The sequence below is a fragment of the Streptomyces sp. NPDC047117 genome (assembly GCF_040643545.1).
In the GTDB taxonomy this organism is placed as follows: Bacteria; Actinomycetota; Actinomycetes; order Streptomycetales; family Streptomycetaceae; genus Streptomyces.
Genome location: NZ_JBEYUN010000010.1, coordinates 74025 through 99301 on the forward strand (window position 1 = coordinate 74025; position 25277 = coordinate 99301).

The window sequence follows — 25277 nt, forward strand, 5'->3', positions numbered from 1 at the left end:
GATCGCACACCGGCGCGGTGCGCCGCGCAACGGCGGAACCGGCCATGCGGTCCGGGCTATGGGCGGTATAGGAATTCCGGTGGTTCTGCCCCGGGGCGCGGCGGTGTTCCCTGGTGGACAGGGCGGCACGACCGGCCGCCGACGTCGACCTCAGAGGTGGAACCGCACATGAAGGAAGCTGGTGCCGAGCGGCTGACCGTCAACGGCCGCGGCTACGCCCGGCCCGCCCGGCCCGTCGTCGTGGTGTGCATCGACGGCAGCGAGGACGCCTATCACGAGCGGGCCATCGCCGACGGCCGGATGCCGTTCCTGGAGCGGATGCTGCGGGACGGCAGCGATCTGCGCGCGGACTGCACGATGCCGTCCTTCACCAACCCCAACAACCTGTCCATCGCGACCGGAGTGCCGCCGTCGGTGCACGGGATCTGCGGCAACTACTTCTACGACCCGGCGGCCGACGCCGAGGTCATGATGAACGACCCGGAACTGCTCCGCGCGCCCACGCTGTTCGCGGAGTTCTCCCGGGCCGGCGCCAGGGTCGCGGTGATCACCGCGAAGGACAAGCTGCGCCGGCTGCTGGGCAAGGGGCTGGAGAACGGCATCTGCTTCTCGGCGGAGAAGGCCGACCGGGTCACCCAGCAGGACAACGGCATCGAGAAGGTGCTGGAGCGGGTGGGCATGGAACTGCCGTCCGTCTACAGCGCCGAGCTGAGCGAGCTGGTGATGGCCGCGGGCACGGACGTGCTGGAGCGGGACCGCCCGGAGCTGATGTACCTGTCGCTGACGGACTACATCCAGCACAAGCACGCGCCCGGCTCCCCCGTGGCCAACGACTTCTACGCCATGCTGGACGGCTACTTCGCGCGGATCGACGCGCTCGGCGCCGTCCTGGTCGTCACCGCCGACCACGGCATGAACGCCAAGAGCGACGGCACCGGGGACGCACAGGTGGTCTTCCTCCAGGACGAGCTGGACGCGCGGCTGGGCGCGGGCGCCGCACGCGTCGTGCTGCCGATCACCGACCCGTACACCGTGCACCACGGGGCGCTCGGCTCCTACGCCACGGTGCACCTGCCGCCGGACGCCGACGCGGACGCGCTCCGTGCCGAGCTGGCCGCGCTGGACGGGGTGGCCGAGGTGATGGGGCGGGAACGGGCCTGCGTCCGCTTCGAACTGCCCGCCGACCGGATCGGCGAACTGGTGGTCATCTCCGAACGCAACACCGTGCTGGGCACCACCCCCGCGCGGCACGACATCTCCGGCTTCACCGAACCGCTGCGCTCGCACGGCGGGCTGACCGAGCAGCGGGTGCCGTTCCTGGTGAACGCGCCGGTCGGACCGCTCCCGCAGGGCCACCGGCTGCGCAACTTCGACAGCTACTGGGTGGGCACGTCGGTGGCGGCGGGAGCGCCGCTCACCGGCTGACCCACCGGCACGCCACCCCCCTCACACGGAAGCACCACCCGGCCCCGGCGCGCCGCCGAGGCGCGCGCCGGGGCCCCGTCATGCCCGATTCCAGGCCGAGGGACAGGACACCGCCATGGCCGACCTCGCACCGCAGTCCGTACCGACACCACCCCCCGGGCCCGCGCTCGCCACGCGGGAAGCGCTGCGGCGGACGGCCCGCTGGCGCCGGCAGATCTTCGCGGTCACCTGGATCGCGTACGCGGGCTTCTACTTCGTCCGCCAGGCGTTCTCCGTGGCCAAGCTGGGCATCCTGGACGATCCTCTGGTCAACGGGGTGCTCACCGAGCAGGTGCTGGGCGTGCTGGACGCGGTGTACCTCGCGGCGTACGCGGCCGGGCAGTTCCTGTGGGGCATGTGGGCGGACCGGTTCGGGCCGCGGGTGGTGGTGGCCGGTGGCATGGTGGGCGCGGTCGTCGCCGCGTGCGCGATGGGCCTGAGCAGCGCGGTGCTGGTGTTCGGCGGCGCGATGGTGGTCCAGGGGCTGGCGCAGTCGGCGGGCTGGGCACCGCTGTGCAAGAACATGGGCAGCTTCTTCCCGGTGCGGGAGCGCGGCCGGGCGCTCGGCGTCTGGAGCAGCAACTACGCCTTCGGCGGGCTGGCCGCGCCGCCGTTCCTCGGCTGGTGGGCGTACGAGGTGTTCGGCAGCTGGCACGCGGCGTTCTTCGCGGGCGCGGTCACGCTCGCCGTCGTCCTGGCGGTGTTCCTGGTATTCCAGCGCAACACCCCGCAGGACGTGGGGCTGCCCGACCCGAACCGCACGGACGAGGAGCCCGCCGCTGCCGGTGAGGCGGCCCCGCCGAGACGGCGCGCGCTGAGCCTGTACAAGGAGGCGTTGCGCGACCGCATGGTGCTGACGCTGGGTGCGGCGTACTTCCTGCTCAAGCCGGCCCGGTACGCGATCCTGCTGTGGGGCCCGGTGATCGTCAGCCGGCAGCTGCCGGAGGTCGGCAAGGTGGGCGCCACGCTCATCCCGGTGGCGTTCGGGGTCGCGGGCGTGCTCGCGCCGATCCTCATCGGCTGGGTCTCCGACACCGTCTTCCGGTCCCGCCGGGTGCCGCCGTGCGTCCTGGCGCTGCTCCTGCTGACCGTCGCGCTGGCGCTGTTCATGCCGCTGACGGCGACCGGCAGCGCGGTGGTGATGATCGCGGTGCTGGCGGTGATCGGCCTGGCCGTGTACGCGGCCGACGCGATGATCAGCTGCGTCGCGGCGGTCGACTTCGGCAGCGCCGGCGGCGCGGGCACGGCCGCCGGGCTGGTCAATGGCTGCGGCTCGGTCGGCGCGATACTCGGCGGCCTGCTGCCCGGCTTCCTCTCCGGCACCACCCTGTTCTACGGATTCGCCGCGGCCGCGCTGCTCGCCGGCCTGCTGATGCTGCCGCAGTGGAACCGCCTGCCGGCAGCGGCGTCCTGAGCCACGCTGTCCGCAGCTCCATCCCGAGGTCCATCCGCAGTGCACCACCACTGAGAGGGGATCACCCATGGCGTCCCGTACCCCGCACCGCACCGAGCACCGTGCCGACACCGCCGTCGTCGGCGGCGGCATCGTCGGCCTCGCGCACGCCCTCGCGGCGGCCAAGCGCGGCGACCGCGTCGTCCTCTTCGAGCGCGACGACCACTCCGTAGGCGCCTCCATCCGCAACTTCGGCATGATCTGGGCGGTGGGCCAGCGGCGCGGCGCGATCTACCAGCGTGCCCTGCGCAGCCGGGAGATCTGGCTGGAGATCGCGGCCAAGACCGGGCTGTGGGCCGTACCGGCCGGCTCGCTGCACCTGGCGCACCGGCCCGACGAGGTCGCGGTGCTGGAGGAGTTCGTGGCCAGCACGCCGGCGGCCCGGGAGCGCGGTACGGAGCTGCTCTCCGCGCGGGAGACGGTGGCCCGCAGCCACGCCGCGCACCCGGACGGGCTGCTGGGCGCCATGTGGAGCCCGACGGAGCTGAATGTCCCCGCGGCACGCGATACCGGCGGTCGCCGCGCATCTGGCCGACGAGTACGGCGTGGACGTGCGGTTCGGCGCGACGGTCCGCGGCATCGACATGCCGGCCGTCTCGACGACGGCGGGCGACTGGCAGGTGGACCGGGTCTTCGTGTGCAGCGGGAACGACTTCGAGACGCTGTACCCGGAGGTCTTCGCGGACAGCGGGCTGGTCCGCTGCAAGCTGCAGATGCTGCGGACGGGGGTGCAGCCGGGCGGCTGGCAGCTGGGGCCGATGCTGTGCGGCGGGCTGACGCTGCTGCACTACGCGGCGTTCGAGGAGCTGGCGGCGCGGGAGGCGCTGGACCGGCGGATGCGTGCCGAGCTGCCGTTCCACCGGGACAACGGCATTCACGTACTGCTGTCGCAGACGGCGGACGGGCGGCTGACGATCGGCGACAGCCACGCGTACGCGACGACGCACGACCCGTTCGAGAGCGAGGAGATCAACGCGGCGATCATGGACTACCTGGCCGGCTTCGCACGGCTCCCGGACACCACGGTCACCGAACGCTGGTCGGGTTTCTACCCGTCCCTCCGGGACGGCCGCACGGAACTGGTGACCGACCCGGAGCCCGGGGTGACGGTGGTCAACGGGGTCGGCGGCGCCGGGATGACGCTGTCCTTCGGGCTCGCCGAGGAGATCGTGGCGGCGCGCTGAGCCACGGGCCGGCGCCGCACGCACGGTACGCGACCGCACGGACGACGTGCGGTCGCGTCGCGTGAGGCAGGTCACCGATTCATGATGGAATGCCCGGCACACCCGGATTGCTGTCATAGGTGCGACTGCCGATGGAACTGTGTCCCCGGGCCTCACCTATTGCCCGTGGGGAAGATCGTTCGGCTGAAGCCCCACGGAGCCTTTCGCCGAGAGGCGACCGCCACCGGCAGCCGCGCCAGACCGCCCCGACCGGCCTCCCCCGACCGGTCGGGGCTCTTCTTTGTGCGCCCGGCCCTGTGCGCCCGGCGGTCAAAAACCGGGAGCCGGTCCGTCCGCCGGCATGATGGAGTTGGCGACCATGAACCACTCTCCGCTGCCTCTCCCCCTGGAGAGCGAGCTGCCGGCCAGGATGATGGACAACCTGGCCGAACACGCCTGCCACCTGCACCGGCGGATGGCCGGCGCGACCGTCACGGGGACCGGTGACCTCCTGATCGCCGACAGCGGCCTGCCCGACGACACCTTCAACATCGTCGCCGCGGCCCGCTTCCGCCCCGGCACCGCCGCGGCGCGGATCGACGCGACGGTGCGCACGCTGACGGCCACCGGCCGCCCCTTCTCCTGGTGGGTGGGGCCGGACTCCGTACCGGAGGACCTGGGCGCCCGGCTGTCGGACGCCGGGGTGCCGGCCGCCGAGCACGAGACGGCCATGTGGGCCGAGCTGGGCGACGGCCTGCCGCGGCCGCACGCCGCCGGGCTGGACATCCGCCCCGTGACCACGCCCGCGGAACTCGCCGACTTCGCCGCGGTCCTCGCCGCGAACTGGGACCCGCCCGCGGCGACCGTCCGCCGCTTCTTCGACCGGGCGGCCCCGCAGGCGCTGGCCGCCGACTGCCCGGCCCGCTATCTGGTCGGCCACGCGGCGGGCCACCCGGTCGCCGCGGCCGAGGTCTTCCTCCACGCGGGGGTGGCCGGGGTCTACAACATCTCCACCCTGGCCACCCACCGCCGCCGCGGCTACGGCGGCGCCCTCACCCTCGCCGCCCTCCACGCGGCCCGCGACCGGGGCCACCGCGTCGCGGTCCTCCAGGCCTCCGCGGAGGGCGAACCGGTCTACCGCCGGCTGGGCTTCCGCCCCTGCGGCCGGTTCACCGAGTACGCCGTCACCCCGTGACCGCACGCCGCCCCGAGGCGCCCGGTCCCGGCACGGCCCAGTACGCGACTTAGTAGCTGATGCACGCCGAGTGCCACTCCATGTAGAAGTCCCACACCTGCGGGGAGCACTCCGGCGGGCCGTACTGGGAGGCCTTCGCGCCGACGTGCGGCAGGTGGGCGTACGCGCCCACGCCCGGGCGGTTCACGTGCAGCATGCCCGCCTCGAAGCGCTCGATGGCCTCGAAGGCGCGGGACTGGGAGGCGGTGAAGACGGTGCCGGACATGCCGTACTTCACGGAGTTGGAGATCCGCATCGCGTCGTCGAAGCCGTCGGCGTCGACCACGGCCAGCACCGGGCCGAAGACCTCCTCCTGGGCCAGTTCGCTGTCCCAGGGCACGTCGCGGATGACGGTGGGCCGGACGTAGCAGCCGTCCGGCAGCCCGTCGCCGGTGGCGCGCACACCGCCGCACAGCACCTTGCCGCCGTCGCGCTGCGCCCCGGCCACGGCCGCCAGCGCGGCTTCCATACGGGCCGGGTTGACCACGGGGCAGATCTGCGAGGCGGGGTCGGTGCCGGGACCGACCTTCATGTCCGCGACCCGGGCCACCAGCCGGTCCAGGAAGGCGTCCCGTACCCGTACGTCGACGACCGCCCGGCTGGTGGCGCTGCACCGCTGCCCGGCCTGTCCGAAGGCGCCGTGCACGACGGCGTCGACAGCGCCGTCCAGGTCCGCGTCGTCCAGCACGATCACCGCGTTCTTGCCGCCCAGTTCGAGCTGCGTACGGAGCAGCCGGTGGGCGCCGCCGGCGTGGATGGCGGTGCCGACGGGCAGCGAGCCGGTGAAGCTGATGCCGGCCACGGACGGGTTGGCGACCAGCGCCTCGCCCGCCGCGACGTCGCCCTGGACGAGGTTGAGGACGCCGTCGGGCAGTCCTGCCTCGTGAAAGACCTCGGTCAGCAGGGCCGCGGTGAGCGGAGTGAGCGGCGAGGGCTTGAAGACGGCCGTGCACCCGGAGAGCAGCGCCGGGGCGACCTTCCACATCGGGATGGCCAGCGGGAAGTTCCAGGGCGAGACCAGGCCGACGACGCCGATGGGGCGCCGGAAGGTGTACGCGAACGTACGGTCCTCCTCGGCGGGCGCCGTGACGCCGCCGAGCAGCCGGGCCTGGCCCGCGGTGAAGTCCAGCACGGCGCGGGCCCTGGCCACCTCACCCTGTGCCTCGCGGAGCAGTTTGCCCTGCTCGCGGGTGATGGCACGGGCGAATTCCGCGGCCCGCTCGGTGAGTCCGCGGCCGGCCTCGGTGAGGATCGCGGCGCGGCGGATGGGGCCCAGTTCGCGCCAGGCGGGCAGGGCCGCCGACGCGGCGTCCACCGCGCGGTCCACGTCGACGCCGCCGGACTCGGCGAACTCCCCGATCCGGTCGGTCAGGTCGGCCGGGTCGAGGTTGGTCCTGGTCTGGCCGGACTCGGCCGGACTCCACCGGCCGTCGATGAAATTCAGCAGGTGGTGCGCTGCCACGGGCTCCTCGGCGGAAAGGTGTGCCATGCCCCGTCCCTTCGCTGGACATCTGCGGAGACTGCTGTGACGTGCTCGGTCACAGCCAATCGCCAGGCTGTCCCAGTGAAGGTGCGGGCACCATCCGGGAATTGTGAATGGCCCCGATAGCGCTGCCCTATCTGGCACTGTGACGGCGGGCGCGCCTGGCACCTCCACGCGGCCGGCACCGGCCGGCAGGCGTACGCGACCCGCGGCACCACAGGCCGGCGACAACAGAAGACACCAGGAGGCCCGATGACCCGTCCGTTCCGCTTCGGCGTCAACACGCTCGCGATCGCCTCCGCCGACGAGTGGCGGAAGAAATGCCGGCAGGCCGAGTCGATCGGCTACGACGTCCTGCTCGTCCCCGACCATCTCGGCATGCCCGCGCCGTTCCCCGCGCTGGTGGCGGCCGCCGAGGCCACCGAGCGGCCGCGGGTGGGCACCTTCGTCCTCAACACCGGTTTCTGGAACCCGGCGCTGCTGGCCCGCGAGGTGGCGACCACCGACGCGCTCACCGGCGGCCGGCTCGAACTCGGCCTGGGCACCGGGTACGTGAAGGCCGAGCACGAGTCGGCCGGGCTCCCCTGGGGCAGCCCGGGACAGCGGGTCGATCACCTGGCCCGCACGATCGAGGAGCTGGACCGGCTGCTGGCCGATCCGGAGCACGTACCGCACGCCGTGCAGACGCCGCGGCCGCCGCTGCTGATCGGCGGCAACGGCCCGCGGATGATGCGGCTGACGGCGCGGCACGCGGAGATCGCGGCGTTCCAGGGCGGCCGGCAGGCGCCGGGCAAGCCGGAGGGCACGCTGGAGCTGGCCACCGCCGAAGAGCTGGACGCGACGGTCGCCCGGTACCGGGAGGCGGCGGCCGGCCGCGCCGTCCCGGCCGAGCTGAACATGCTGATCCAGCGCGTGGTGATCACCAACGACCGCCGGGCGACGGCCCGCGAGTTCGCCGCGTACTTCGAGAACCTGGACGAGGACCAGGTGCTGGACGCGCCGACGATGCTGTTCGGCACGGTCCGGCAGCTGGCCGACCAGCTCCGGGAGCGCCGCGAGCGGTACGGCTTCTCCTACATCACGGTCCTGGACGCGGCCCTGGAGACGTTCGCGCCGGTCGTCGAGGAGCTGCGGGGCACCTGATGCCCTGCCTAGCGGGTGGCGTCGGCCGGGGCGTCGTGGCGCAGCCGGCCGGGCCACCACACCGCGGGACCGATGTCCCGTACGAGCGCGGGGACGAGGAGGGAGCGTACGACGACGGTGTCCAGGAGCACCCCGAAGGCCACGATGAAGGCGATCTGGGCGAGGAACGCCAGCGGGATGACGACGAGTGCCGCGAAGGTCGCCGCCAGCACCACCCCGGCGGACGTGATGACGCCGCCGGTGCTCACCAGGCCGCGCAGCATGCCCTGCCGGGTGCCGTGCAGCAGGGTCTCCTCGCGTACCCGGGACATCAGGAAGATGTTGTAGTCCACGCCCAGCGCCACCAGGAAGACGAACCCGTACAGCGGGACCGAGGCGTCCGTGCCACTGAAGCCGAAGACGTGCTGGAAGACCAGGCCGGAGATGCCCAGCGTGGCCAGGTAGTTCAGCCCGACCGTGGCGACCAGGAGCAGCGGCAGCAGCAGTGAGCGCAGCAGGAAGACCAGGATGGCCAGGATGACGGCGAGGACGACGGGGATGATCAGCGCCCGGTCCTCTTCGGCGGTGCGCTGGGTGTCGTACTGCTGGGCGGTGTAGCCGCCCACCAGGGAGCCGGGGTCGACGGTGTGCAGCCGGTCGCGCAGGGCGCCGACGGTCCGCTTGGCGGCGTCGCTGTCGGGTGTGTCGGCGAGCGTGGCGTCGATCCGTACGCGGCCGTCCACGACCAGGGGCGCGCCGCCGGGCCGGCCGGAGGCGCCGACGGCGCTCGCGCCGTCGACCCCGGGGGTGGCGGCTGCGGCCTTGACGACCTGGTCGCGGCGGTCGGCCGAGGCGATGACGACGACGGGCTGTCCCGAGCCGCCGGGGAAGTGGGCGCTCAGCGTCCGCTGGGCGCTGACGGACGGCGCGTCGTTGATGAACAGCTCCTCCATCGGCACGCCGCGGGAGTCGAGTGCCGGGAAGAAGGCCGCCGCCGCGGCGAGCACCGCGCAGGTGGTGATCCACAGCCGGCGGGGCCGGGTGTTGACCCAGGTCGCGACGCGCTGCCACAGGCCGTGCCCGGCCGTGCCCTCGGCGTGCGGCTTGGCGGGCCAGAGGGCGGCCCGGCCCAGGAGGGCGAGGACGGCGGGCAGGAAGGTCAGTGCGGACAGCACGGCGCACACGATGCCGATGGCTCCGACGGGGCCCAGCGCACGGTTGTTGGTCAGGTCGCTGAGGAGCAGTGCCAGCAGTCCGAGCGCGACGGTGGCGGCGCTGGCGCCGATGGCGGCGGCGGACCGGACCACCGCGGCCCGGGCTGCGGCGAAGCGGTCGTGGCGCCGGGCCAGTTCCTCGCGGAACCGCGCCGTCAGGAGCAGCGCGTAGTCGGTGGCCGCGCCGATCACCAGGATCGAGAGGATGCCCTGCACCTGGCCGTCGACGCGGACGACGTCGTGATCGGCCAGGACGTAGACGACGGCGCAGGCGACGCCGAGGGCGAAGACCGCGCTGACGATGATGACCAGTGGCAGCAGGACGCTCCGGTAGACCAGCAGCAGGATCACCAGTACGGCGGCCAGGGCGACGCCGAGCAGGATCCCGTCGATGCCCGCGAAGGCGTCGGAGAGGTCCGTCCGGCTGGCGGCGGGCCCGGCCAGCTGCACCTTGGTGCCGTCGACCTGCTCGGCGGTCTTGGTGACGTCCTGGAGGACTTCGGAGAGCCGGTCGCCCAGGTCCGGGCGGAGCTGCACGATGCCTTCGAGCGCGCGCCGGTCCTTGGAGACGAGGGCGGGCGAGGGCCGTTCCGTCACCCCCTCGGCCTCCGCGAGGCCCTGCAGCGCGCGGGTGGCCGCCGCCTGCTGGGCTTCGGTGAACCGCCCGTCGTCGTCCCGGGTCCACACCACGATGGCGGGCAGCGTCTCGCTCTGGTCGAAGTCCTTCTGCGCGTCGATGACCCGGGTGGACTCCGCGCTCTGCGGGAGGAATGCCGCCTGGTCATTGGTGGCGACTTCGCCCAGCTTGCCGGCGTAGGACCCGAAGACTCCTCCCAGGGCCAGCCATACGAGTACGAGGACCAGCGGGACCACCCAACGGGACGGTCGGCGTGCGGTGTTCATTCACTGTCCAAACGGAGTGGGCGTGGTACGCGGAGAACTGCCTCGACCATAAAGTATCTCAATGATTGAGTCATCCTATCCTTGATACATGCACTCTCCCCGCCGGGAGCCCTCGGCCCCTCCCGCCACCGACCTGCAGGCCTTCGCGGTCCTGCTGCGCCGGATGAACAGCGAGTTCAACCGCATCGCCCACGACTTCGCGCAGGATCACCATCTGCACACCACCGACATCCAGGCCCTGTCCGCGATCATGGATGCCGAGGCCGAGGACGGGCAGCCCATGACACCCGGCCGGCTGCGCGAACGGCTCAACCTCACCTCGGGCGCCGTCACCGCCTGTCTGGACCGCCTGGAACGTGCCGGCCACATCAGCCGCCTCCGCGACGCGGGCGACCGCCGCGTGGTCCATCTGCACTACAACGACAGCGCCCGCCAACTGGCCCGGCACTACTTCCACCCCCTCGCACGCTCCACCGACGCCGCCCGGAGCCAGTTCGACGGCGAGCAGCTCGCGACCGTCACCGCCTTCCTCCAGGCCCTCAACCACGAGCTCGCGCAGGAGCGTTGACGCGGCGGAGCACCGGGCCCCGGCGACCGTCTTGACTGGTGGAACCGGGTGGCCCGGGGCCGTCGGCCGATGGTGGGATGCCAGCATGAGTGATCTTCGTATCCGTGCCGCACTGCCCGCAGAGATCGACGCCGTGCTGGCCTTCTGGAAGCTGGCCGCCGAGGGCACGAGCATCAGCGACGACCGGACCGGCATGGCCCGGCTGCTCGTCCGCGACCCGGAGGCGCTGCTGCTCGCCGAGCGGGACGGCGAACTGGTCGGCACGGTGATCGCGGGCTTCGACGGCTGGCGCTGCCATCTGTACCGGCTGGCGGTGCACCCCGAGCGGCGCCGGCAGGGCATCGGCCGGGCGCTGCTGGCGGCGGCCGAGGAGCGGTTCGCGGCGCTGGGCGGGCGGCGTGCCGACGCGATGGTGCTCGACCGCAACGACCTCGCGCACCAGGCGTGGCAGGCGTCCGGGTACGCGCCGGAGCCGCAGTGGAGCCGCTGGGTGCGGCACCTGGACGGCCCCAGGGCCACCGACGGCGCTCCGGACGCCGGGGCGCGGAACGAGGTCGAGGCGTAGGACGGACGGAGCGGGGCGCGCGGCGCGTCGGCCGGACCGGGCCGCCGGTCCGGCCGACGATGCTGTTCATGATCGATGTGATGGCACAGACGCCGGTGTCCCCCGACGGCCGGCTGGGCAGGGCCGAGGAGCACCCGGGCCACGCCGACCGCCCGTACGTCCGCCGGCGGGACCGCATCGCGGCCCTCGCGACGGGGCACCGGGTCGGCGCGCCCTCCCCGCTCGTGGAGTACACCGCGGAGGAGCACGCGACGTGGCGCACCGTGCTCGCCGCGCTGGCCGACGCCCAGCGGGGCCGGGTGTGCCGCGCGGTGGCCGCGGCCCGGGAGCGGGCGCCCGTGCCGGCGGACCACGTCCCCCAGCACGCGGAGGTCGGCGACCGGTTGCACGAGCTGACCGGTTTCCGCTTCACCCTGGCCGGGGGCATCGTGCCCAACGCCCGCTTCCTCGGCTCGATGGCCGACGGCTACTTCCACGCCGTGCAGTACGTACGGCATCCGGCGATGCCCCTGTACACCTTCGAGCCCGACGTCCTGCACGACATGCTCGGCCACGGCACGCATCTGTGCGATCCGTGGTTCGCCGAGCTGTACCGCACGGTGGGCCGGGCCGCGGCCCGGGTCACGTCCGACGACGCGCTGGACCTGATCAGCCGGGTGTACTGGTACACGCTGGAGTACGGCGTCGTCCACGAGGGCGGCCGGCCGAAGGCGTACGGCGCCGCGCTGCTGTCGTCCTACGGGGAGCTGCGGCGATTCGAGCGCGCCGACATCCGGGCCTGGGACCTCGCCGACATCGCGGCCCGCCCGTACCAGGTCGCCGGCTACCAGCCGGTCCTGTACGCCGTGGAGTCGCTCGACCATCTCGCCGGGACGCTGCACGGCTTCCTCGACGACTTCGACGAGTCCACCCGCGACCGCCTGGGGCTGCCACCCTTGGCGCAGCGGGGGTTCATGGGGCGTCCCACGCCGGAACGATCCGCTGCTCCCGCCGTCCCGCCGAACAAATGATCAACCGAGTTTTTTGCCGGTCCTTTACTATGGATACTCCCCCGGCTGCTGGATACACGGAATCCACGGCCCCACCCCCGAAGAAAGGTGTGAGCGTCCGGCCATGGGCGACCCTCCTAGTTGCAGTCGACACCGCGCGAGCCTCCCGACCCTGTCCGACCATGGGATGGAGGTGACCCGATGACCGAGCTGCTTCTGCTGGCCGTGGCGCTTCTGCTGACCCTGGCCTGCGGCGTCTTCGTGGCGGCCGAGTTCTCGCTGACGACCGTCGAGCGCAGCGATCTGGAACGTGCCGCCGAGCGCGGTGAGCGCGGCGCGGACAGCGCCCTGAAGGCCGTACGCGGCCTGACCTTCCAGCTCTCCGGTGCCCAGCTGGGCATCACCGTCACCGGCCTGATCATCGGCATGCTGGCCAAGTCCTCGATCGCCGCGCTCCTCGCCGGCCCCCTGGAGGCCATGGGGCTGTCGCGCTCGGCGGGCGAGAGCATCGCGCTGGTCCTCGGTACGGCCATCTCCACGGTCGTGCTGATGGTCATCGGCGAGCTGGTCCCGAAGAACTGGGCGATCTCCAGCCCGCTGCCCATCGCCAAGCGGGTGGCCACGCTCCAGCGGGGCTTCAGCGCCGCCTTCAAGCCGCTGATCGGCCACCTCAACAACACCGCGAACCGTGTGGTGCGCCGGATGGGCCTGGAGCCGGCCGAGGAGCTGGCGTCCGCGCGCGGCCCGCAGGAGCTGGTGGCGCTCGCGCGGCACTCCGCCAGGGAGGGCGCGCTGGAGCCGGACACGGCCGAGCTGTTCGTCCGCACGCTGAACCTCGCCGACCTGACGGCGGAGAACGTCATGACGCCGCGGGTGCAGGTCACGGCGCTGGACGTGCAGTGCACGGCCGAGGACGTGGCCAACGCGACCCGCGCCACCGGGCTGTCCCGCTTCCCGGTCTACCGCGGCAGCCTGGACAGCATCGTCGGCGTCGCGCACATCAAGGACGTGCTCGCGATACCGGCCGCGCGGCGGCCCCGGCACGCCGTCGCGGAGATGCTCCGCGAGCCGCTGCTGGTACCGGAGACGCTGCCGGTCAACGAGCTGCTGGACCGGCTGTCCGGCAAGCGCACGATGGCCGTGGTGATCGACGAGTACGGCGGCACGGCCGGCGTCGCGACGCTGGAGGACATCGTCGAGGAGGTCGTCGGCGAGGTCGTCGACGAGCACGACCCGCAGGAGACCCCCGACCTGGCACCGGCCGGTGAGGACGAGGACGGCCGCACGCTCTACGACGCGGACGGCGCGGCCCGCGCCGACCAGCTGGAGCGGATCGGCCTGCGGATGCCGGAGGGCCCGTACGAGACGCTGGCGGGACTGATCGCCACGGAGCTGGGCCGGATCCCCGAGCAGGGCGACGGACTGACCGTCGCCGGGTGGCGGATGGACGTCGTGGACGCGTCCGGCCACCGCGCGGCGCGCGTGCTGCTGCACGCCCCCGCTGCCGGTGACGAGGACACCGCCCGGACGCACGAGGAGGCCGCCCGATGACCGCACTGCAGCTCTTCATCGGCCTGCTCACGCTGGTCGTCAACGCCTTCTTCGTCGGCGCCGAGTTCGCGCTGATCTCGGTGCGCCGCAGCCAGATCGAGCCGTACGCCGAGCAGGGCGACCGCCGGGCGCGCAGCGTCCTGTGGGGCCTGCAGCACGTCTCGGCGCTGATGGCCGCGGCCCAGCTGGGCATCACGCTGTGCACGCTGGTCCTGGGCGCGGTCGCCGAGCCGGCCATCGCCCACCTGCTGGAGCCGCTGTTCCACGTCACCGGCGTGCCGGAGGCCCTGGTCCACCCGGTCTCCTTCGTCATCGCGCTGGCCCTGGCGACGTATCTGCACATGCTCTTCGGCGAGATGGTGCCGAAGAACATCGCGCTGGCCGAGCCGGTGCGCAGCGCACTGATGCTGGGGCCGCCGCTGGTGGCCATGGCGCGGGCACTGCGCCCGGTGATCTTCACGGTCAACTCGTTCGCGAACGGGCTGCTGAAGCTGCTGCGGGTGGAGGCCAAGGACGAGGTCGCCGCGACCTTCTCCGACGCTCAGCTGGCCAAGATGGTGGAGGACTCCTCCGACGCCGGACTGCTGGACGACCGGGGCGCCGAGCGGCTGCGGGACGCGCTGGAGCTGGGCCGCCGTCCGGTCCGCGACGTGGTCCTGCCGCTGGAGAAGGTGGTCTACGCCCGTCTGGGCGTCACGCCCGAGAGCCTGGAGGACCTGGCCGCGCGGTCGGGCTTCTCCCGCTTCCCCGTCGTCGACGACTCCCGCCGCATCCTCGGCTACCTGCACGTGAAGGACGCGCTGGACGCCATGCCGCGGGACCTGCCGTTCCAGGTGTCCTCGATGCGGCCGATCGCCCGGGTGCGCGCCGCGACGCCGCTGGACGACGTGCTGACCGCGATGCGCGGCTCGCGCACCCACCTCGCCGCCGTGAGCGGCGAGGACGGGCGGCTGGCCGGGCTGGTCACGATGGAGGACGTGCTGCGGGAGCTGGTGCTCCAGCAGCGGCCGGCGGGCTGACGGCGGACTTCGCGGCCTGACGGCACCTCCCGGCGCGGGCGGTCCTGTACTGCGTATAGGATCGCTCGCGCCATGGAGATCAGTGCTCAATACACCAGTTTCGTCGCGGTCGGGGATTCCTTCACCGAGGGGATGTCGGACGCACTGCCGGACGGCTCGTACCGCGGCTGGGCGGACCTGCTCGCCGCCCGCCTCGCGGCCCGGACGCCGGACTTCCGGTACGCGAACCTCGCCGTGCGCGGCAAGCTCATCGGGCAGATCGCCCGGGAGCAGGCGCCCGCGGCCGCAGAGATGGACGCGGACCTGGTCACGCTGGTGGGCGGCCTGAACGACGTACTGCGCCCGAAGTGCGACGTGGCCCGGGTGTGCGCACTCCTGGAGGAGGCCGCCGCACTGCTGGCCCCCCGGTGCAAGCAGCTGGTGCTGATGCGCAGCCCGGGCCGGCAGGGCCCGGTACTGGAACGCTTCCGCCCGCGCATGGAGACCCTCTTCGACCACATCGACGACGTGGCCCGGCGGCACGGCGCGATCGTCGTGGACCTCTACGGCTCCGCACCCCTCGGGGACCGGCGGATGTGGGCGGACGACCGGCTGCACCTGACCGCCGAGGGCCACGAGCGGGTGGCCGAGGCGGTGTGGCAGGCGCTCGGGCTGCCGCCGGAGGCGGAGTGGGACGCGCCGCTGCCGCCGCCGGTCCCGCCGGGCTGGGTGGCCCGGCGCACCTCGGACGCCCGCTTCGCCCGCACCCATCTGCTGCCGTGGATAGGCCGCCGGCTCACGGGCCGGTCCAGCGGCGACGGCCGCCCGCCGAAGCGGCCGGAGCTCCTTCCGTACGGAGACGACGACTGACTTAACGCAAACTGCGTTAAAAACGGCTCCACTTCTGCTAAGAATGCTGCCGTCCCTGTTGGCGTCCCCTGGGAGCCGTGACCGGAGAATGACCGCCACCGCTCAGTACGACATCCCCGACACCATGCGCGCCGCCGTGCTCGTCGCGCCGAAGCAGCTGGAGATCCAGGAGCGGCCCGTGCCCCGGCCGGGCCCCGGGCAGGTGCTCGTCCGCGTCGAGGCGGTCGGCGTGTGCGGCTCCGACGTGCACTACTACGAGCACGGGCGGATCGGCGACTTCGTCGTACGCTCCCCCATGGTCCTCGGCCACGAGCCGGGCGGCACCGTCGTCGCCCTCGGGCCCGGCGCCCGGCGGCACACCCCCGGGCAGCCCGTCTCGATCGAGCCCGGCGTGCCCTGCGGCCGCTGCGCCCAGTGCCGGCACGGCCGCTACAACCTCTGCCCGGACGTGTCGTTCTACGCCACACCGCCGGTGGACGGGGCGCTGTGCGAATACGTGGCCGTCGACGAGGACTTCGCGCACCCGGTGCCGGAGTCGCTCGGCGCCGAGGGCGCGGCGCTGCTCGAACCGCTCTCCGTCGGCGTCTGGGCCTCCCGCAAGGGCCGGACCGGGCCCGGCTCGCGGGTGCTGGTGACAGGCGCCGGGCCCATTGGGCTGGTCGCGCTCCAGACCGCACGGGCCTTCGGGGCGCGCGAGGTGGTGGTCACCGACGTCGCGCCGGAACGGCTCGCCGTCGCCCGCGAGCTGGGCGCCACGGCCACCGTCGACGCGCGCACCACCCGGCTCGCCGACACCGGGTACGCGCCGGACGTGCTGCTGGAGTGCTCGGGCGCGCCGGCCGCCGCCGAGGAGGGGCTGCGGGCGCTCGGCCGGGCCGGGCGCGCGGTGCTGGTCGGCATGGGCGGGGACACCATCCCGCTGCCGCTCTCGCACGTGCAGAATCACGAGATCGAGGTCACCGGCACGTTCCGGTACGCCAACACCTGGCCGACGGCCATCGCGCTGGCCGCCGCCGGCGAGGTGAACCTGGCCCGGCTGGTCACCCACCGGTACGGCCTGCGGGACAGCGTCGCGGCCCTCACCGCGGGCGCCGCCGACCCGACGGCGATCAAGGCCGTGGTCCGCCCGCAGCCGGAGTGACGGCACACCGGTCCGGACGAGGAAAGACGAGGAAGGGAGCCACAGGTGCCCGCCAAGGCACGGCTGTCACAGGCAGCCGTCGAGGACCGCCGGCAGGACGTCCTGCGGTACGTCGCCGAGCGGGGCGAGATCCGCATCGACGCCCTCGCGGCGCACTTCGGCCTCAGCCTGATGACCATGCACCGCGACCTGGACGACCTCGCGGGGCGCGGTCTGCTGCGCAAGGAGCGCGGGCGCGCGGTCGCCTTCCCGGCGCTGACCATGGAGACCGCCACCCGCTTCCGGGAGGGCACCCACCGCGAGGTCAAGGAGGCGCTGTGTGCCGCCGCCGCGGAGCGGATCCGGCCCGGCAGCACGCTGCTGATCGACGACTCCACCACGCTCTACCCGCTGGCCGACGCGCTGGCGGGGGTCGAGGGCGTCCGGGTCGTCACCAATTCGGTGGGGCTGGCGCAGCGGGTGTCGTCGGCCGCCGCCGTGGACGTCACGCTGCTCGGCGGGGAGTACCGGGGCGACTTCCACTCCTGCACCGGGCCGGAGGTGACGCGGGCGCTGTCCCGGATCCGCGCGGACCTGGCACTGATGTCCGCGACGGCGGTGCACGACGGCCGGCTCTACCACCCACTGCCGGAATTCGTCGAGGTCAAGGAGGCGATGCTGGCGGCCGCCGCGAGCAGCCTGCTGCTCGCCGACCACACCAAGTTCGGCAGGGCCGCGACGTACTGCTACGGGGACGCCACCCTGTACGAGGCGGTGCTCACCGACACCGGCACGGAAGGTGCGGAGACCGCGGCCCTGCGGGGACTGGGCGTGGCGGTCACGACCGTGCCGGTGCGGTTGTAGCAAGCCACAATCCGGACCGTGGCACTGGCCTGCGCAAACGAACAGTAGAATCGGCTCACGTGACTGCAAAGCCCCGCATCCCCAATGTCCTGGCCGGCCGCTACGCCTCCACGGAGCTGGCCGTCCTGTGGTCCCCCGAGTACAAGGTCAAGCTGGAGCGGAAGCTGTGGCTCGCCGTGCTCCGCGCGCAGAAGGACCTCGGCGTTGAGGTGCCCGAGCAGGCCCTCGCCGACTACGAGCGAGTCCTGGACAACGTCGACCTGGCCTCCATCGCCGAGCGCGAGAAGGTCACCCGGCACGACGTGAAGGCCCGGATCGAGGAGTTCAACGCCCTCGCCGGCCACGAGCAGGTCCACAAGGGCATGACCTCCCGCGACCTGACCGAGAACGTCGAGCAGCTCCAGGTCCGCCTCTCGCTGGAACTGATGCGGGACCGCAGCGTCGCCGTCCTCGCCCGCCTCGGCAAGCTGGCCGGCGAGCACGCCGAGCTGGTCATGGCCGGCCGCTCGCACAACGTCGCCGCCCAGGCCACCACCCTCGGCAAGCGCTTCGCCACCGCCGCCGACGAGCTGCTCGTCGCCTACGGCCGCCTGGAGGACCTCCTCTCGCGCTACCCGCTGCGCGGCATCAAGGGTCCCGTGGGCACCGCGCAGGACATGCTCGACCTGCTCGGCGGCGACGCCGGCAAGCTCGCCGACCTGGAGCAGCGCATCGCCGGCCACCTCGGCTTCGCGCAGAACTTCACCTCCGTCGGCCAGGTCTACCCCCGCTCGCTCGACTACGACGTGGTCACCTCCCTGGTGCAGCTGGCCGCCGCGCCGTCCTCGCTCGCCAAGACCATCCGGCTGATGGCCGGCAACGAGCTGGTCACCGAGGGCTTCAAGCCCGGCCAGGTCGGCTCCTCGGCGATGCCGCACAAGATGAACACCCGCTCCTGCGAGCGCGTCAACGGCCTCATGGTCATCCTGCGGGGCTACGCCTCGATGGCCGGCGAGCTCTCCGGCGACCAGTGGAACGAGGGCGACGTGTCCTGCTCTGTGGTCCGCCGCGTCGCGCTGCCGGACGCGTTCTTCGCGCTGGACGGCCTGCTGGAGACCTTCCTGACCGTCCTGGACGAGTTCGGTGCCTTCCCCGCCGTCGTCGCCCGCGAGCTGGACCGCTACCTCCCCTTCCTCGCTACCACGAAGGTCCTCATGGGCGCCGTGCGTGCCGGCGTGGGCCGCGAGGTCGCGCACGAGGCGATCAAGGAGAACGCCGTGGCCGCCGCGCTCGCCATGCGCGAGCAGGGCGCCGAGCGCAACGAGCTGCTCGACAAGCTCGCCGCCGACGAGCGGATCCCGCTGGACCGCGACCAACTGGCCGAGTCGATGGCCGACAAGCTGTCCTTCACGGGCGCCGCCGCCGACCAGGTGGCGGCCGTGATCGCGCGCATCGAGGAGGTCGCCAAGGCGCACCCCGAGGCCGCGGCCTACACGCCCGGTTCCATCCTCTGACCCTCCGGACGATCGGAGCGCCGTGCCGCGGTACACCCCCGAAGAACTGGAAGCCGCTCGTGACCGCCTCGTCCCGGACGTGGCAGCGACCGGACTCCGCGTCCTCTTCTGCGGTATCAACCCGGGCCTGATGTCGGCCGTCACCGGCCACCATTTCGCCCGGCCCGGCAACCGCTTCTGGCCGACGCTGCACGCCGCCGGGTTCACCCCCCGGCGGCTGCGGCCCGACGAGGAGCAGGAGCTGCTGCGGTACGGCGTCGGCATCACCAACGTCGTCCAACGGGCCACGGCCCGCGCGGACGAGCTGGCGCCGGAGGAATTCGAGGAGGGCGGCCGCCAACTGGAGGAGAAGGTGCGCCGGCTGCGGCCGGCCTGGCTGGCGGTCGCCGGCGTCACCGCCTACCGCGCGGCCTTCGGCGACAAGCACGCCAAGGTCGGACCGCAGGAGCGGACCATCGGCGGCGCCCGCATCTGGGTACTGCCCAACCCCAGTGGGCTGAACGCTCACTGGAACCCCACCACGCTGGCGGAGGAGTACGGCCGGCTCCGCGCGGCGGCCTTCGCCGAGGAGTGACCGCCCTGCCGGGGCAGCGTCGGCCCCGCGTCACTGTCCGGCCACACCGCCACGACCAGCTCGTACGGCAGGAACTCGGCGGCCCTTCCCACGCCGGTCGCCACCCGGCACTCCCCCGCCGTCCACACCTGGACCGTCCCGGTCAGCGCGGCCAGGTCCGCCAGCGGCGGCGGCACCGGTAAGCCCATCGCCGACCGCTCCAGATGGGGCGTCAGGTCCAGCACCCCGGGCGGCCCCCAGCGCGCGGACAGCACCCCGTCCAGCGCTTCCCGTTCCGCTGCGAACTCCTCGGCCACGACGGGGGCGTCCGCCGGGTCGGCCTCCCAGAACTCCTCGCTCGCGCGGAGCCGGAGAACCCGGCCGGCCTCGCCCGGCGCGGCGAGCGCGGCGTCGATCGCGGACAGGTGACAGGAAATCTGTTGCCTCGTCATGTCAACAGTAAAGACCCCGCCTCTGACAATCGACCGTCACAGGCCGTGACCAGCGGCTTCAGGGCTCGCCGCGGGCCGTCCGACGGGCTACGATCCCGCAAACACCTGAGGCGAGGGAGGCAGAAGTTGGGGCGGCTCACCGGCGGGGACCCCTCTCTGCTGCGACGGATCAACTCCGCCGTGGTGCTGCACGCACTGCGTGCCGCCGACTCCGCGACCCTGACCCAGCTGGTGGAGCTCACCGGCCTGTCCCGGCCGACCGTCGAGGGGGTCGTGGAGGGGCTGATCGAGTCGGGGCTGGTCGTCGAGGTGCCGGCCGACGAGAGCGTGGCGCGACGGCAGGGCAGGCCCGCACGCCGGTTCCGCTTCCGCGCCGAGGCCGGGCATCTGCTGGGTATCGAGATCGGCCCGCACCGGGTCTCGGCGCTGCTGTCCGATCTGTGCGGGCGGGTACTGGGCTCGGTCCAGCACGACGTGGACGAGGTCACCCCGGCCGACCGGCGACTGGCGTGCGTCCGGGACACCGTCGCCGACCTGCTGCTGCAGGCCGGAGTGGCGCGCGATTCACTGCGCGCGGTGGGCGTCGCGGGCCCCGGCATCGTGGAGGCGGACGGCCGGGTACGGCTGGGTACCGCACTGCCGGGGTGGACCGGACTGCCGCTGGGCGAACGGCTGCGCAAGTGGTTCCGCTGCCCCGTCCTGGTCGAGAACGACGCCAACGCCGCGGCCGTGGCCGAGCACTGGAAGGGCGCGGCGGCGGGCTCGGACGACGTGGTGTTCGTACTGGCCGGGCTGAGTCCGGGCGCGGGATCGCTGATCGGCGGGCGGCTGCACCGCGGTTTCGGCGGGGCGGCCGGCGAGATCGGCGCGCTGCACCTGCTCGGGCGGGAGGCGACACCCGAAACGCTGCTGTCGACGACCGGCGAGCCGCTCCATCCGCTGGACGAGGCGCAGGTCGCGCAGGTCTTCACCCTCGCGCGCGAGGGCGACGCACAGGCTCGGGACGCGGTGCAGCGCTTCCTCCAGCGGCTGGTCCACGACGTCGCGGCGCTGGTCCTCGCCCTCGATCCGGAGCTGGTCGTCATCGGCGGCTGGGCGGCCGGGCTGGACGGCGTGCTCGGCCCGCTCCGTGAGGAGCTGTCCCGCTACTGCCTCCGCCCGCCCCATGTCGCCCTGTCCACCCTCGGCGAGGCCGTGGTGGCGACGGGCGCGCTGCGCCTGGCCCTCGATCACGTGGAGGAGCAGCTCTTCGCGGTGGACGGCACGGTCACGGCCCGGCGGTGACCGGACGCCGGGCGCCCGGAGGCGCCGGGCGGACCGGTCGCGGGCCGGGCCGGGACGGCTGACGGCCGGTCAGCCGGCGAGTACGGCGAGGGTGTCGTGGTCGCCGAAGGTGAGGCGGCAGGTGTCGGCGCGGTAGGTGGAGACCGCGACGGCGGTGGTGCGGCCGCCGGTCACGTACCGCGTGGTGACGACCAGGACGGGCGCGCCGGGCAGCCGGTCCAGCTGCTTGGCGTCCTCGGCGCGGGCCGAGCCCAGCTCCACCGCGCGCTCCTCCCCGTCCAGTTCGAGCTGCTGCAGCTCGTGCAGGACGGCACGCGCGCGGGCGACCGGCCCGGTGGCGGCGTCCGCCGCGATGCCGGGGACGGACTCGGCGGGTACGTAGAGCAGTTCGGCCGCGACCGGCTGGCCGTGGTCGACCCGCGTGCGCCGCACGACGTGCACGGTGTCCGCCGCGCCCGCGCCCAGCGCCTCGGCGACGGCCGGCGGGACCGAACCGCCCTCCACCACGGTGGCGTCGACCGGCTGCCAGGCGTCGCCGGGAGCACCGGGCCAGCTGTGGCCGGAACGGTCCACGGGCACGCCCATACGGGGCGGAGCGACCGTGGTGCCCACGCCGCGGCGGCGCTGCAGCCGGCCTTCCAGTTCGAGCTGTTCGAGCGCCTGCCGGAGCGTGGCGCGCGCGACACCGAAGCGCGCCGCGAGGTCCCGCTCGTTCGGCAGGATCTCGCCGACCGCGAACTCCGAGTCGAGCGCGTCACTGAGCACGGTCTTGAGGTGCCAGTACTTCGGTTCCTGCACCGTGTCGAGCTGCGTGGTCCCCACCCTGTCCTCCGCATTCGCCGGTTTCCCCGGTCCGTCTCCGGGGTGTCCCGGGTGGCCCCGGGGTTTTGAGTACTTCTTTATTAAAGGTTGTTGAAGTATGGCTGTGACGATATGGGCGGCCCCACCCTTGGTCAAGACCAATCGGCGTTCCGATGCCGTAGCGTGACCGACTCAACACGGTTGGAGACGGTGGCCGGGGTCCGCCGCGCCCGATGGCGTGGGGTCGGTTCCGGCGGGTACGGTCCCGGCATGCTTGCCGTGCTCCACACCTCTCCGGCCCATGTCCCCGTGTTCGACGCGCTGCGCGACGCCGAGGCACCCGCTCTGAAGCTGCGTCACCTCGTGCACCCCGAGCTGCTCGACCGGGCGCGCGAGGCCGGCCCCGGAGCGGTCGCCGACGACGTGCGCGGAGCCCTCGCGGCGGCCGTGGCCGAGGGCGCGACGGCCGCGTTGTGCACGTGCTCCACGATCGGCGGCGTCGCCGAGGCCGCGGCCGCGGAGTTCGACGTACCGGTGCTGCGCGCCGACCGGCCGATGGCGGCGGCCGCGGTGGCGGGCGGCGAGCGGATCACCGTACTGGCGACGGTGGCGAGCACCCTGGAACCGACGGTCGCGCTCATCGAGGAGGAGGCGGAGCGCGCCGGGCGGCGGGTGGTGGTCCGTACGCATCTGGTGCCGGACGCCTTCGCGCTCTTCGAGGCGGACGACCACGAGGGCTATCTCACCGCGGTGGCCGAGGCCGTGCGGGAGGCGGACACCGACGGCAGCGCGGTGACCGTGGAGGAGGCCGTGGACGGTGCGGAGGACGCCGGGACGCCCAGGAGCGCGCACGTCATCGTGCTCGCGCAGGCGTCGATGGCACCGGCGGCGGAGCGTGCCGACGTGCGCACCGAGGTGCTGACCAGCCCGCGCAGCGGCCTGCGCGCCGCGGCACGGGCGGCGGGCGTCGTACCGCGGTAGCGCGGTGGGCGACGGCGGGCGTCAGGCCGCGGCGGGGCCCTCCCCTACCCCGGTCAGCTTGTCCGGGTTGCGGACGACGTAGATCGTCTGGATGCGGCCGTCGACCACGTCGAGCTGGAAGACCGTGTCGACGCGTTCCCCGACCCGCCCGACGAGGGCGAACCCGCCGTTGAGCGCGGCGGAGGAGAACCGCACGTCCGCCGCCGACTGGTTCTTGGCGATGGACACCATGAAGCGGCCGACCTTGTCGGCGGTCTCGATGACCCGCAGCGGCGCCTTGGCCTTGCCGCCGCTGTCGCCGACCAGCCGTACGTCCTCGGCGAGCAGCCCGATCAGGCCCTGCAGGTCATCACCGGCAGCGGCGGCGAGGAACCGTTCGGTCAGGTCGCGCTGCCGCTCGGGGTTCACCTCGAAGCGCGGCTTGCGCTCCTCCACGTGGCGCCGGGCGCGCCCCGCCAGTTGGCGCACGGCGGCCTCGCCGCGCTCCAGTACCGCGGCGATCTCCGGGTACGGGTAGCCGAACGCCTCGCGCAGCACGAAGACGGCACGCTCCAGCGGCGAGAGGGACTCCATGACGACGAGCACGGCGAGCGTGACGGACTCGGTGAAGACGGCCCGGTCGGCGCCGTCCGGTGCGACGCCGCCGAAGTCGGTCGCGACGGGCTCGGGCAGCCACGGCCCCACGTACGTCTCGTGCCGGGCCTGCGCCTGGCGGAGCCGGTCGATGGCGAGCCGGGTGGTGACGCGTACGAGATAGGCGCGTGGTTCGCGCACTGTGTCGTGGTCGGCGGCCGACCAGCGCAGCCACGCCTCCTGCACGACGTCCTCGGCGTCGGCCACGCGGCCGAGCATGCGGTAGGCGACGCCCTGCAGGAAGGGGCGGTGTTCTTCGAAGACATCGGTCGCGGCATCCATGAGCACGCCCTCATCCCACCGGGACGGCCGCGCGTTGTCCAGCCTGCGGCGTACAGTCGCGCGCCCGCAGGGGGCTGTCCTCCTGCTCACGGTGTGCGCCGCGGAATTCGGATCCGCCTGCTACCGCTCGGTAATGATTGCTGACATGGTGTCTCATGGGCCGTCCCCACATGCGGCCCCTCCCCCAGCGGCTTCCCCTCCCCCCGAAGGAGCCCCCATGACGACCGCCACGGCCTCCGCCCTGCACGTCTCCCCCGAAGGCCGCCCGCCGTTCACGGTCGCGTACGAGCGCAAGGGCGCCGGCGAGCCGGTCGTGCTGCTGCACGGCATCGGCCACCACTACCAGGCCTGGGAGCCGGTGTTCAGCGTCCTGGCCGCCTCGCACGACGTGATCGCGCTCGACCTGCCGGGCTTCGGCGCGTCGCCCGCGCTCCCCGACGGCGTGCCGTACGGCATGACGTCGGTGGTCCCGCTGCTCACGGACGCGTTCGCCGCGCTGGGCATCGAACGGCCGCACGTGGTGGGCAACTCCCTCGGCGGGCTGCTCGCGCTGGAGCTGGGCCTCACCGGAGCCGCGCGCTCGGTCACGGCACTGTCCCCCGCGGGCTTCTGGACGGAGGCCGAACGCCGGTACGCCTTCGGGGTGCTGATGGGCATGCGGGCCGGCGCGAAGGCGCTGCCGCAGCCCGCGGTCGAGGCGCTGGCCCGCTCGGCGGTCGGCCGTGCCGCGCTGACCAGCTCCATCTACGCCCGCCCCGGTCGCCGTTCGGCGGCCGCCGTGGCGGCCGAGACGCGGGCCCTGCGCGAGGCGCCCGGCTTCTCCGCCACGCTCGCGGCCGGGCGCGGCCCCGGGGTGCTCTTCCGGCACGACCTCCCGGACATCCGCGTGACCATCGGCTGGGGCAGTCGCGACCGGCTGCTGCTGCCCCGCCAGGGCGTGCGGGCCAAGCGCGTGATCCCCGGCGCCCGCCTCGTACGCCTCCCCGGCTGCGGCCACGTCCCCATGAACGACGACCCGGCGCTGGTCGCCCGCGTCATCCTGGACACGGTGGCGCCGGCAACGACGTGAGCAGGCGGGTACGGGCGGGGGTACGGCGGACGCCCTCCTACGGGGCGAATCGAACGCGCCCGCACCCCCACCGGGGGATTACCCGTACGGCGGGGCAGGCAAGCACCGGGGCATTACCCGTACGGCGAAGCACGCAAGCCCGAACCGCCGCGGCCCCCTTCCTGGCCA

General features: G+C 73.3%; 23 protein-coding genes and 1 pseudogene. 19 read left to right on the forward strand and 5 right to left on the reverse strand.

Features of this window, described 5'->3' with window-relative positions; all coding sequences use genetic code 11:
- Positions 1-168: 168 nt before the first annotated feature.
- The 5 genes and pseudogenes from phnA to ABZ840_RS20690 all read left to right on the forward strand — a co-directional run bounded on the left by phnA (position 169) and on the right by ABZ840_RS20690 (position 5275).
- Positions 169-1425: a phosphonoacetate hydrolase gene (gene phnA, locus ABZ840_RS20670; RefSeq protein WP_361561514.1), complete on the forward strand. Its 1257-nt coding sequence runs from the start codon at positions 169-171 to the stop codon at positions 1423-1425.
- Positions 1426-1540: 115 nt separating this feature from the next.
- Positions 1541-2878: an MFS transporter gene (locus tag ABZ840_RS20675; RefSeq protein WP_361561515.1), complete on the forward strand. Its 1338-nt coding sequence runs from the start codon at positions 1541-1543 to the stop codon at positions 2876-2878.
- A gap of 67 nt (positions 2879-2945) precedes the next feature.
- Positions 2946-3347: pseudogene (locus ABZ840_RS20680) on the forward strand (FAD-dependent oxidoreductase); the annotation flags it as partial.
- Between the two features lie 58 nt (positions 3348-3405).
- A complete protein-coding gene (locus ABZ840_RS20685; RefSeq protein ID WP_361561516.1) occupies positions 3406-4101 on the forward strand; it encodes an FAD-dependent oxidoreductase in 696 nt (231 codons plus the stop codon).
- A 409-nt stretch (positions 4102-4510) separates the two neighbouring features.
- The gene (locus ABZ840_RS20690; RefSeq protein ID WP_361561720.1) at positions 4511-5275 is read left to right on the forward strand and encodes a GNAT family N-acetyltransferase; all 765 of its coding nucleotides are present in this window, start codon (positions 4511-4513) and stop codon (positions 5273-5275) included.
- Between the two features lie 49 nt (positions 5276-5324).
- Here ABZ840_RS20690 and ABZ840_RS20695 read toward each other — a convergent pair whose 3' ends face one another.
- Positions 5325-6803, reverse strand: a complete 1479-nt coding sequence (locus ABZ840_RS20695) for an aldehyde dehydrogenase family protein (protein WP_361561517.1) — start codon at positions 6801-6803, stop codon at positions 5325-5327.
- 246 nt (positions 6804-7049) lie between these two features.
- Between ABZ840_RS20695 and ABZ840_RS20700 the strand changes: the two genes are divergently transcribed.
- The gene (locus ABZ840_RS20700) at positions 7050-7940 is read left to right on the forward strand and encodes an LLM class F420-dependent oxidoreductase (protein ID WP_361561518.1); all 891 of its coding nucleotides are present in this window, start codon (positions 7050-7052) and stop codon (positions 7938-7940) included.
- A gap of 8 nt (positions 7941-7948) precedes the next feature.
- On the opposite strand, the gene ABZ840_RS20705 is transcribed toward ABZ840_RS20700, so the two are convergent.
- Positions 7949-10036, reverse strand: a complete 2088-nt coding sequence (locus ABZ840_RS20705) for an MMPL family transporter (RefSeq protein ID WP_361561519.1) — start codon at positions 10034-10036, stop codon at positions 7949-7951.
- 88 nt (positions 10037-10124) lie between these two features.
- Between ABZ840_RS20705 and ABZ840_RS20710 the strand changes: the two genes are divergently transcribed.
- From ABZ840_RS20710 to mug, 10 genes are all read left to right on the forward strand, one after another.
- On the forward strand, positions 10125-10604 hold the full coding sequence (locus ABZ840_RS20710) for a MarR family transcriptional regulator (RefSeq protein ID WP_361561520.1): 480 nt from the start codon (positions 10125-10127) through the stop codon (positions 10602-10604).
- 85 nt (positions 10605-10689) lie between these two features.
- On the forward strand, positions 10690-11169 hold the full coding sequence (locus ABZ840_RS20715) for a GNAT family N-acetyltransferase (RefSeq protein WP_361561521.1): 480 nt from the start codon (positions 10690-10692) through the stop codon (positions 11167-11169).
- Between the two features lie 68 nt (positions 11170-11237).
- Entirely contained in the window at positions 11238-12179 is a 942-nt protein-coding gene (locus ABZ840_RS20720; protein ID WP_361561522.1) for a phenylalanine 4-monooxygenase, read from the forward strand.
- A gap of 180 nt (positions 12180-12359) precedes the next feature.
- The gene (locus ABZ840_RS20725) at positions 12360-13709 is read left to right on the forward strand and encodes a hemolysin family protein (RefSeq protein WP_361561523.1); all 1350 of its coding nucleotides are present in this window, start codon (positions 12360-12362) and stop codon (positions 13707-13709) included.
- Positions 13706-14728 (forward strand): hemolysin family protein, encoded by a 1023-nt coding sequence (locus ABZ840_RS20730; protein WP_361561524.1) that lies wholly within the window; start codon positions 13706-13708, stop codon positions 14726-14728. Before ABZ840_RS20725 ends, ABZ840_RS20730 begins: the two co-directional genes overlap by 4 nt.
- A 72-nt stretch (positions 14729-14800) precedes the next feature.
- Positions 14801-15577, forward strand: a complete 777-nt coding sequence (locus ABZ840_RS20735) for an SGNH/GDSL hydrolase family protein (RefSeq protein WP_361561525.1) — start codon at positions 14801-14803, stop codon at positions 15575-15577.
- An 88-nt stretch (positions 15578-15665) separates the two neighbouring features.
- Positions 15666-16718 (forward strand): NAD(P)-dependent alcohol dehydrogenase, encoded by a 1053-nt coding sequence (locus tag ABZ840_RS20740; RefSeq protein WP_361561526.1) that lies wholly within the window; start codon positions 15666-15668, stop codon positions 16716-16718.
- A 45-nt stretch (positions 16719-16763) separates the two neighbouring features.
- A complete protein-coding gene (locus tag ABZ840_RS20745; RefSeq protein ID WP_361561527.1) occupies positions 16764-17561 on the forward strand; it encodes a DeoR/GlpR family DNA-binding transcription regulator in 798 nt (265 codons plus the stop codon).
- Positions 17562-17620: 59 nt separating this feature from the next.
- Positions 17621-19054, forward strand: coding sequence for an adenylosuccinate lyase (gene purB / locus ABZ840_RS20750; protein ID WP_361561528.1), 1434 nt, complete (start codon positions 17621-17623; stop codon positions 19052-19054).
- A 22-nt stretch (positions 19055-19076) separates the two neighbouring features.
- Positions 19077-19628 (forward strand): G/U mismatch-specific DNA glycosylase, encoded by a 552-nt coding sequence (gene mug / locus ABZ840_RS20755; protein WP_361561529.1) that lies wholly within the window; start codon positions 19077-19079, stop codon positions 19626-19628.
- Here mug and ABZ840_RS20760 read toward each other — a convergent pair.
- A complete protein-coding gene (locus ABZ840_RS20760; protein ID WP_361561530.1) occupies positions 19559-20059 on the reverse strand; it encodes a hypothetical protein in 501 nt (166 codons plus the stop codon). The two genes, mug and ABZ840_RS20760, sit on opposite strands and share 70 nt — an antisense overlap.
- A 126-nt stretch (positions 20060-20185) precedes the next feature.
- Here ABZ840_RS20760 and ABZ840_RS20765 point away from each other — a divergent pair, with 126 nt between their 5' ends.
- A complete protein-coding gene (locus ABZ840_RS20765) occupies positions 20186-21343 on the forward strand; it encodes an ROK family transcriptional regulator (RefSeq protein ID WP_361561531.1) in 1158 nt (385 codons plus the stop codon).
- 69 nt (positions 21344-21412) lie between these two features.
- On the opposite strand, the gene ABZ840_RS20770 is transcribed toward ABZ840_RS20765, so the two are convergent.
- Positions 21413-22165 (reverse strand): GntR family transcriptional regulator, encoded by a 753-nt coding sequence (locus ABZ840_RS20770; protein WP_361561532.1) that lies wholly within the window; start codon positions 22163-22165, stop codon positions 21413-21415.
- Between the two features lie 249 nt (positions 22166-22414).
- On the opposite strand from ABZ840_RS20770, the gene ABZ840_RS20775 reads away from it, so the two are divergent.
- Positions 22415-23125 (forward strand): arylsulfatase, encoded by a 711-nt coding sequence (locus tag ABZ840_RS20775; protein ID WP_361561533.1) that lies wholly within the window; start codon positions 22415-22417, stop codon positions 23123-23125.
- Positions 23126-23146: 21 nt separating this feature from the next.
- On the opposite strand, the gene sigJ is transcribed toward ABZ840_RS20775, so the two are convergent.
- Positions 23147-24046 (reverse strand): RNA polymerase sigma factor SigJ, encoded by a 900-nt coding sequence (gene sigJ / locus ABZ840_RS20780; protein ID WP_361561534.1) that lies wholly within the window; start codon positions 24044-24046, stop codon positions 23147-23149.
- A 211-nt stretch (positions 24047-24257) separates the two neighbouring features.
- On the opposite strand from sigJ, the gene ABZ840_RS20785 reads away from it, so the two are divergent.
- A complete protein-coding gene (locus ABZ840_RS20785) occupies positions 24258-25109 on the forward strand; it encodes an alpha/beta fold hydrolase (RefSeq protein ID WP_361561535.1) in 852 nt (283 codons plus the stop codon).
- The last annotated feature ends 168 nt before the right edge of the window (positions 25110-25277 follow it).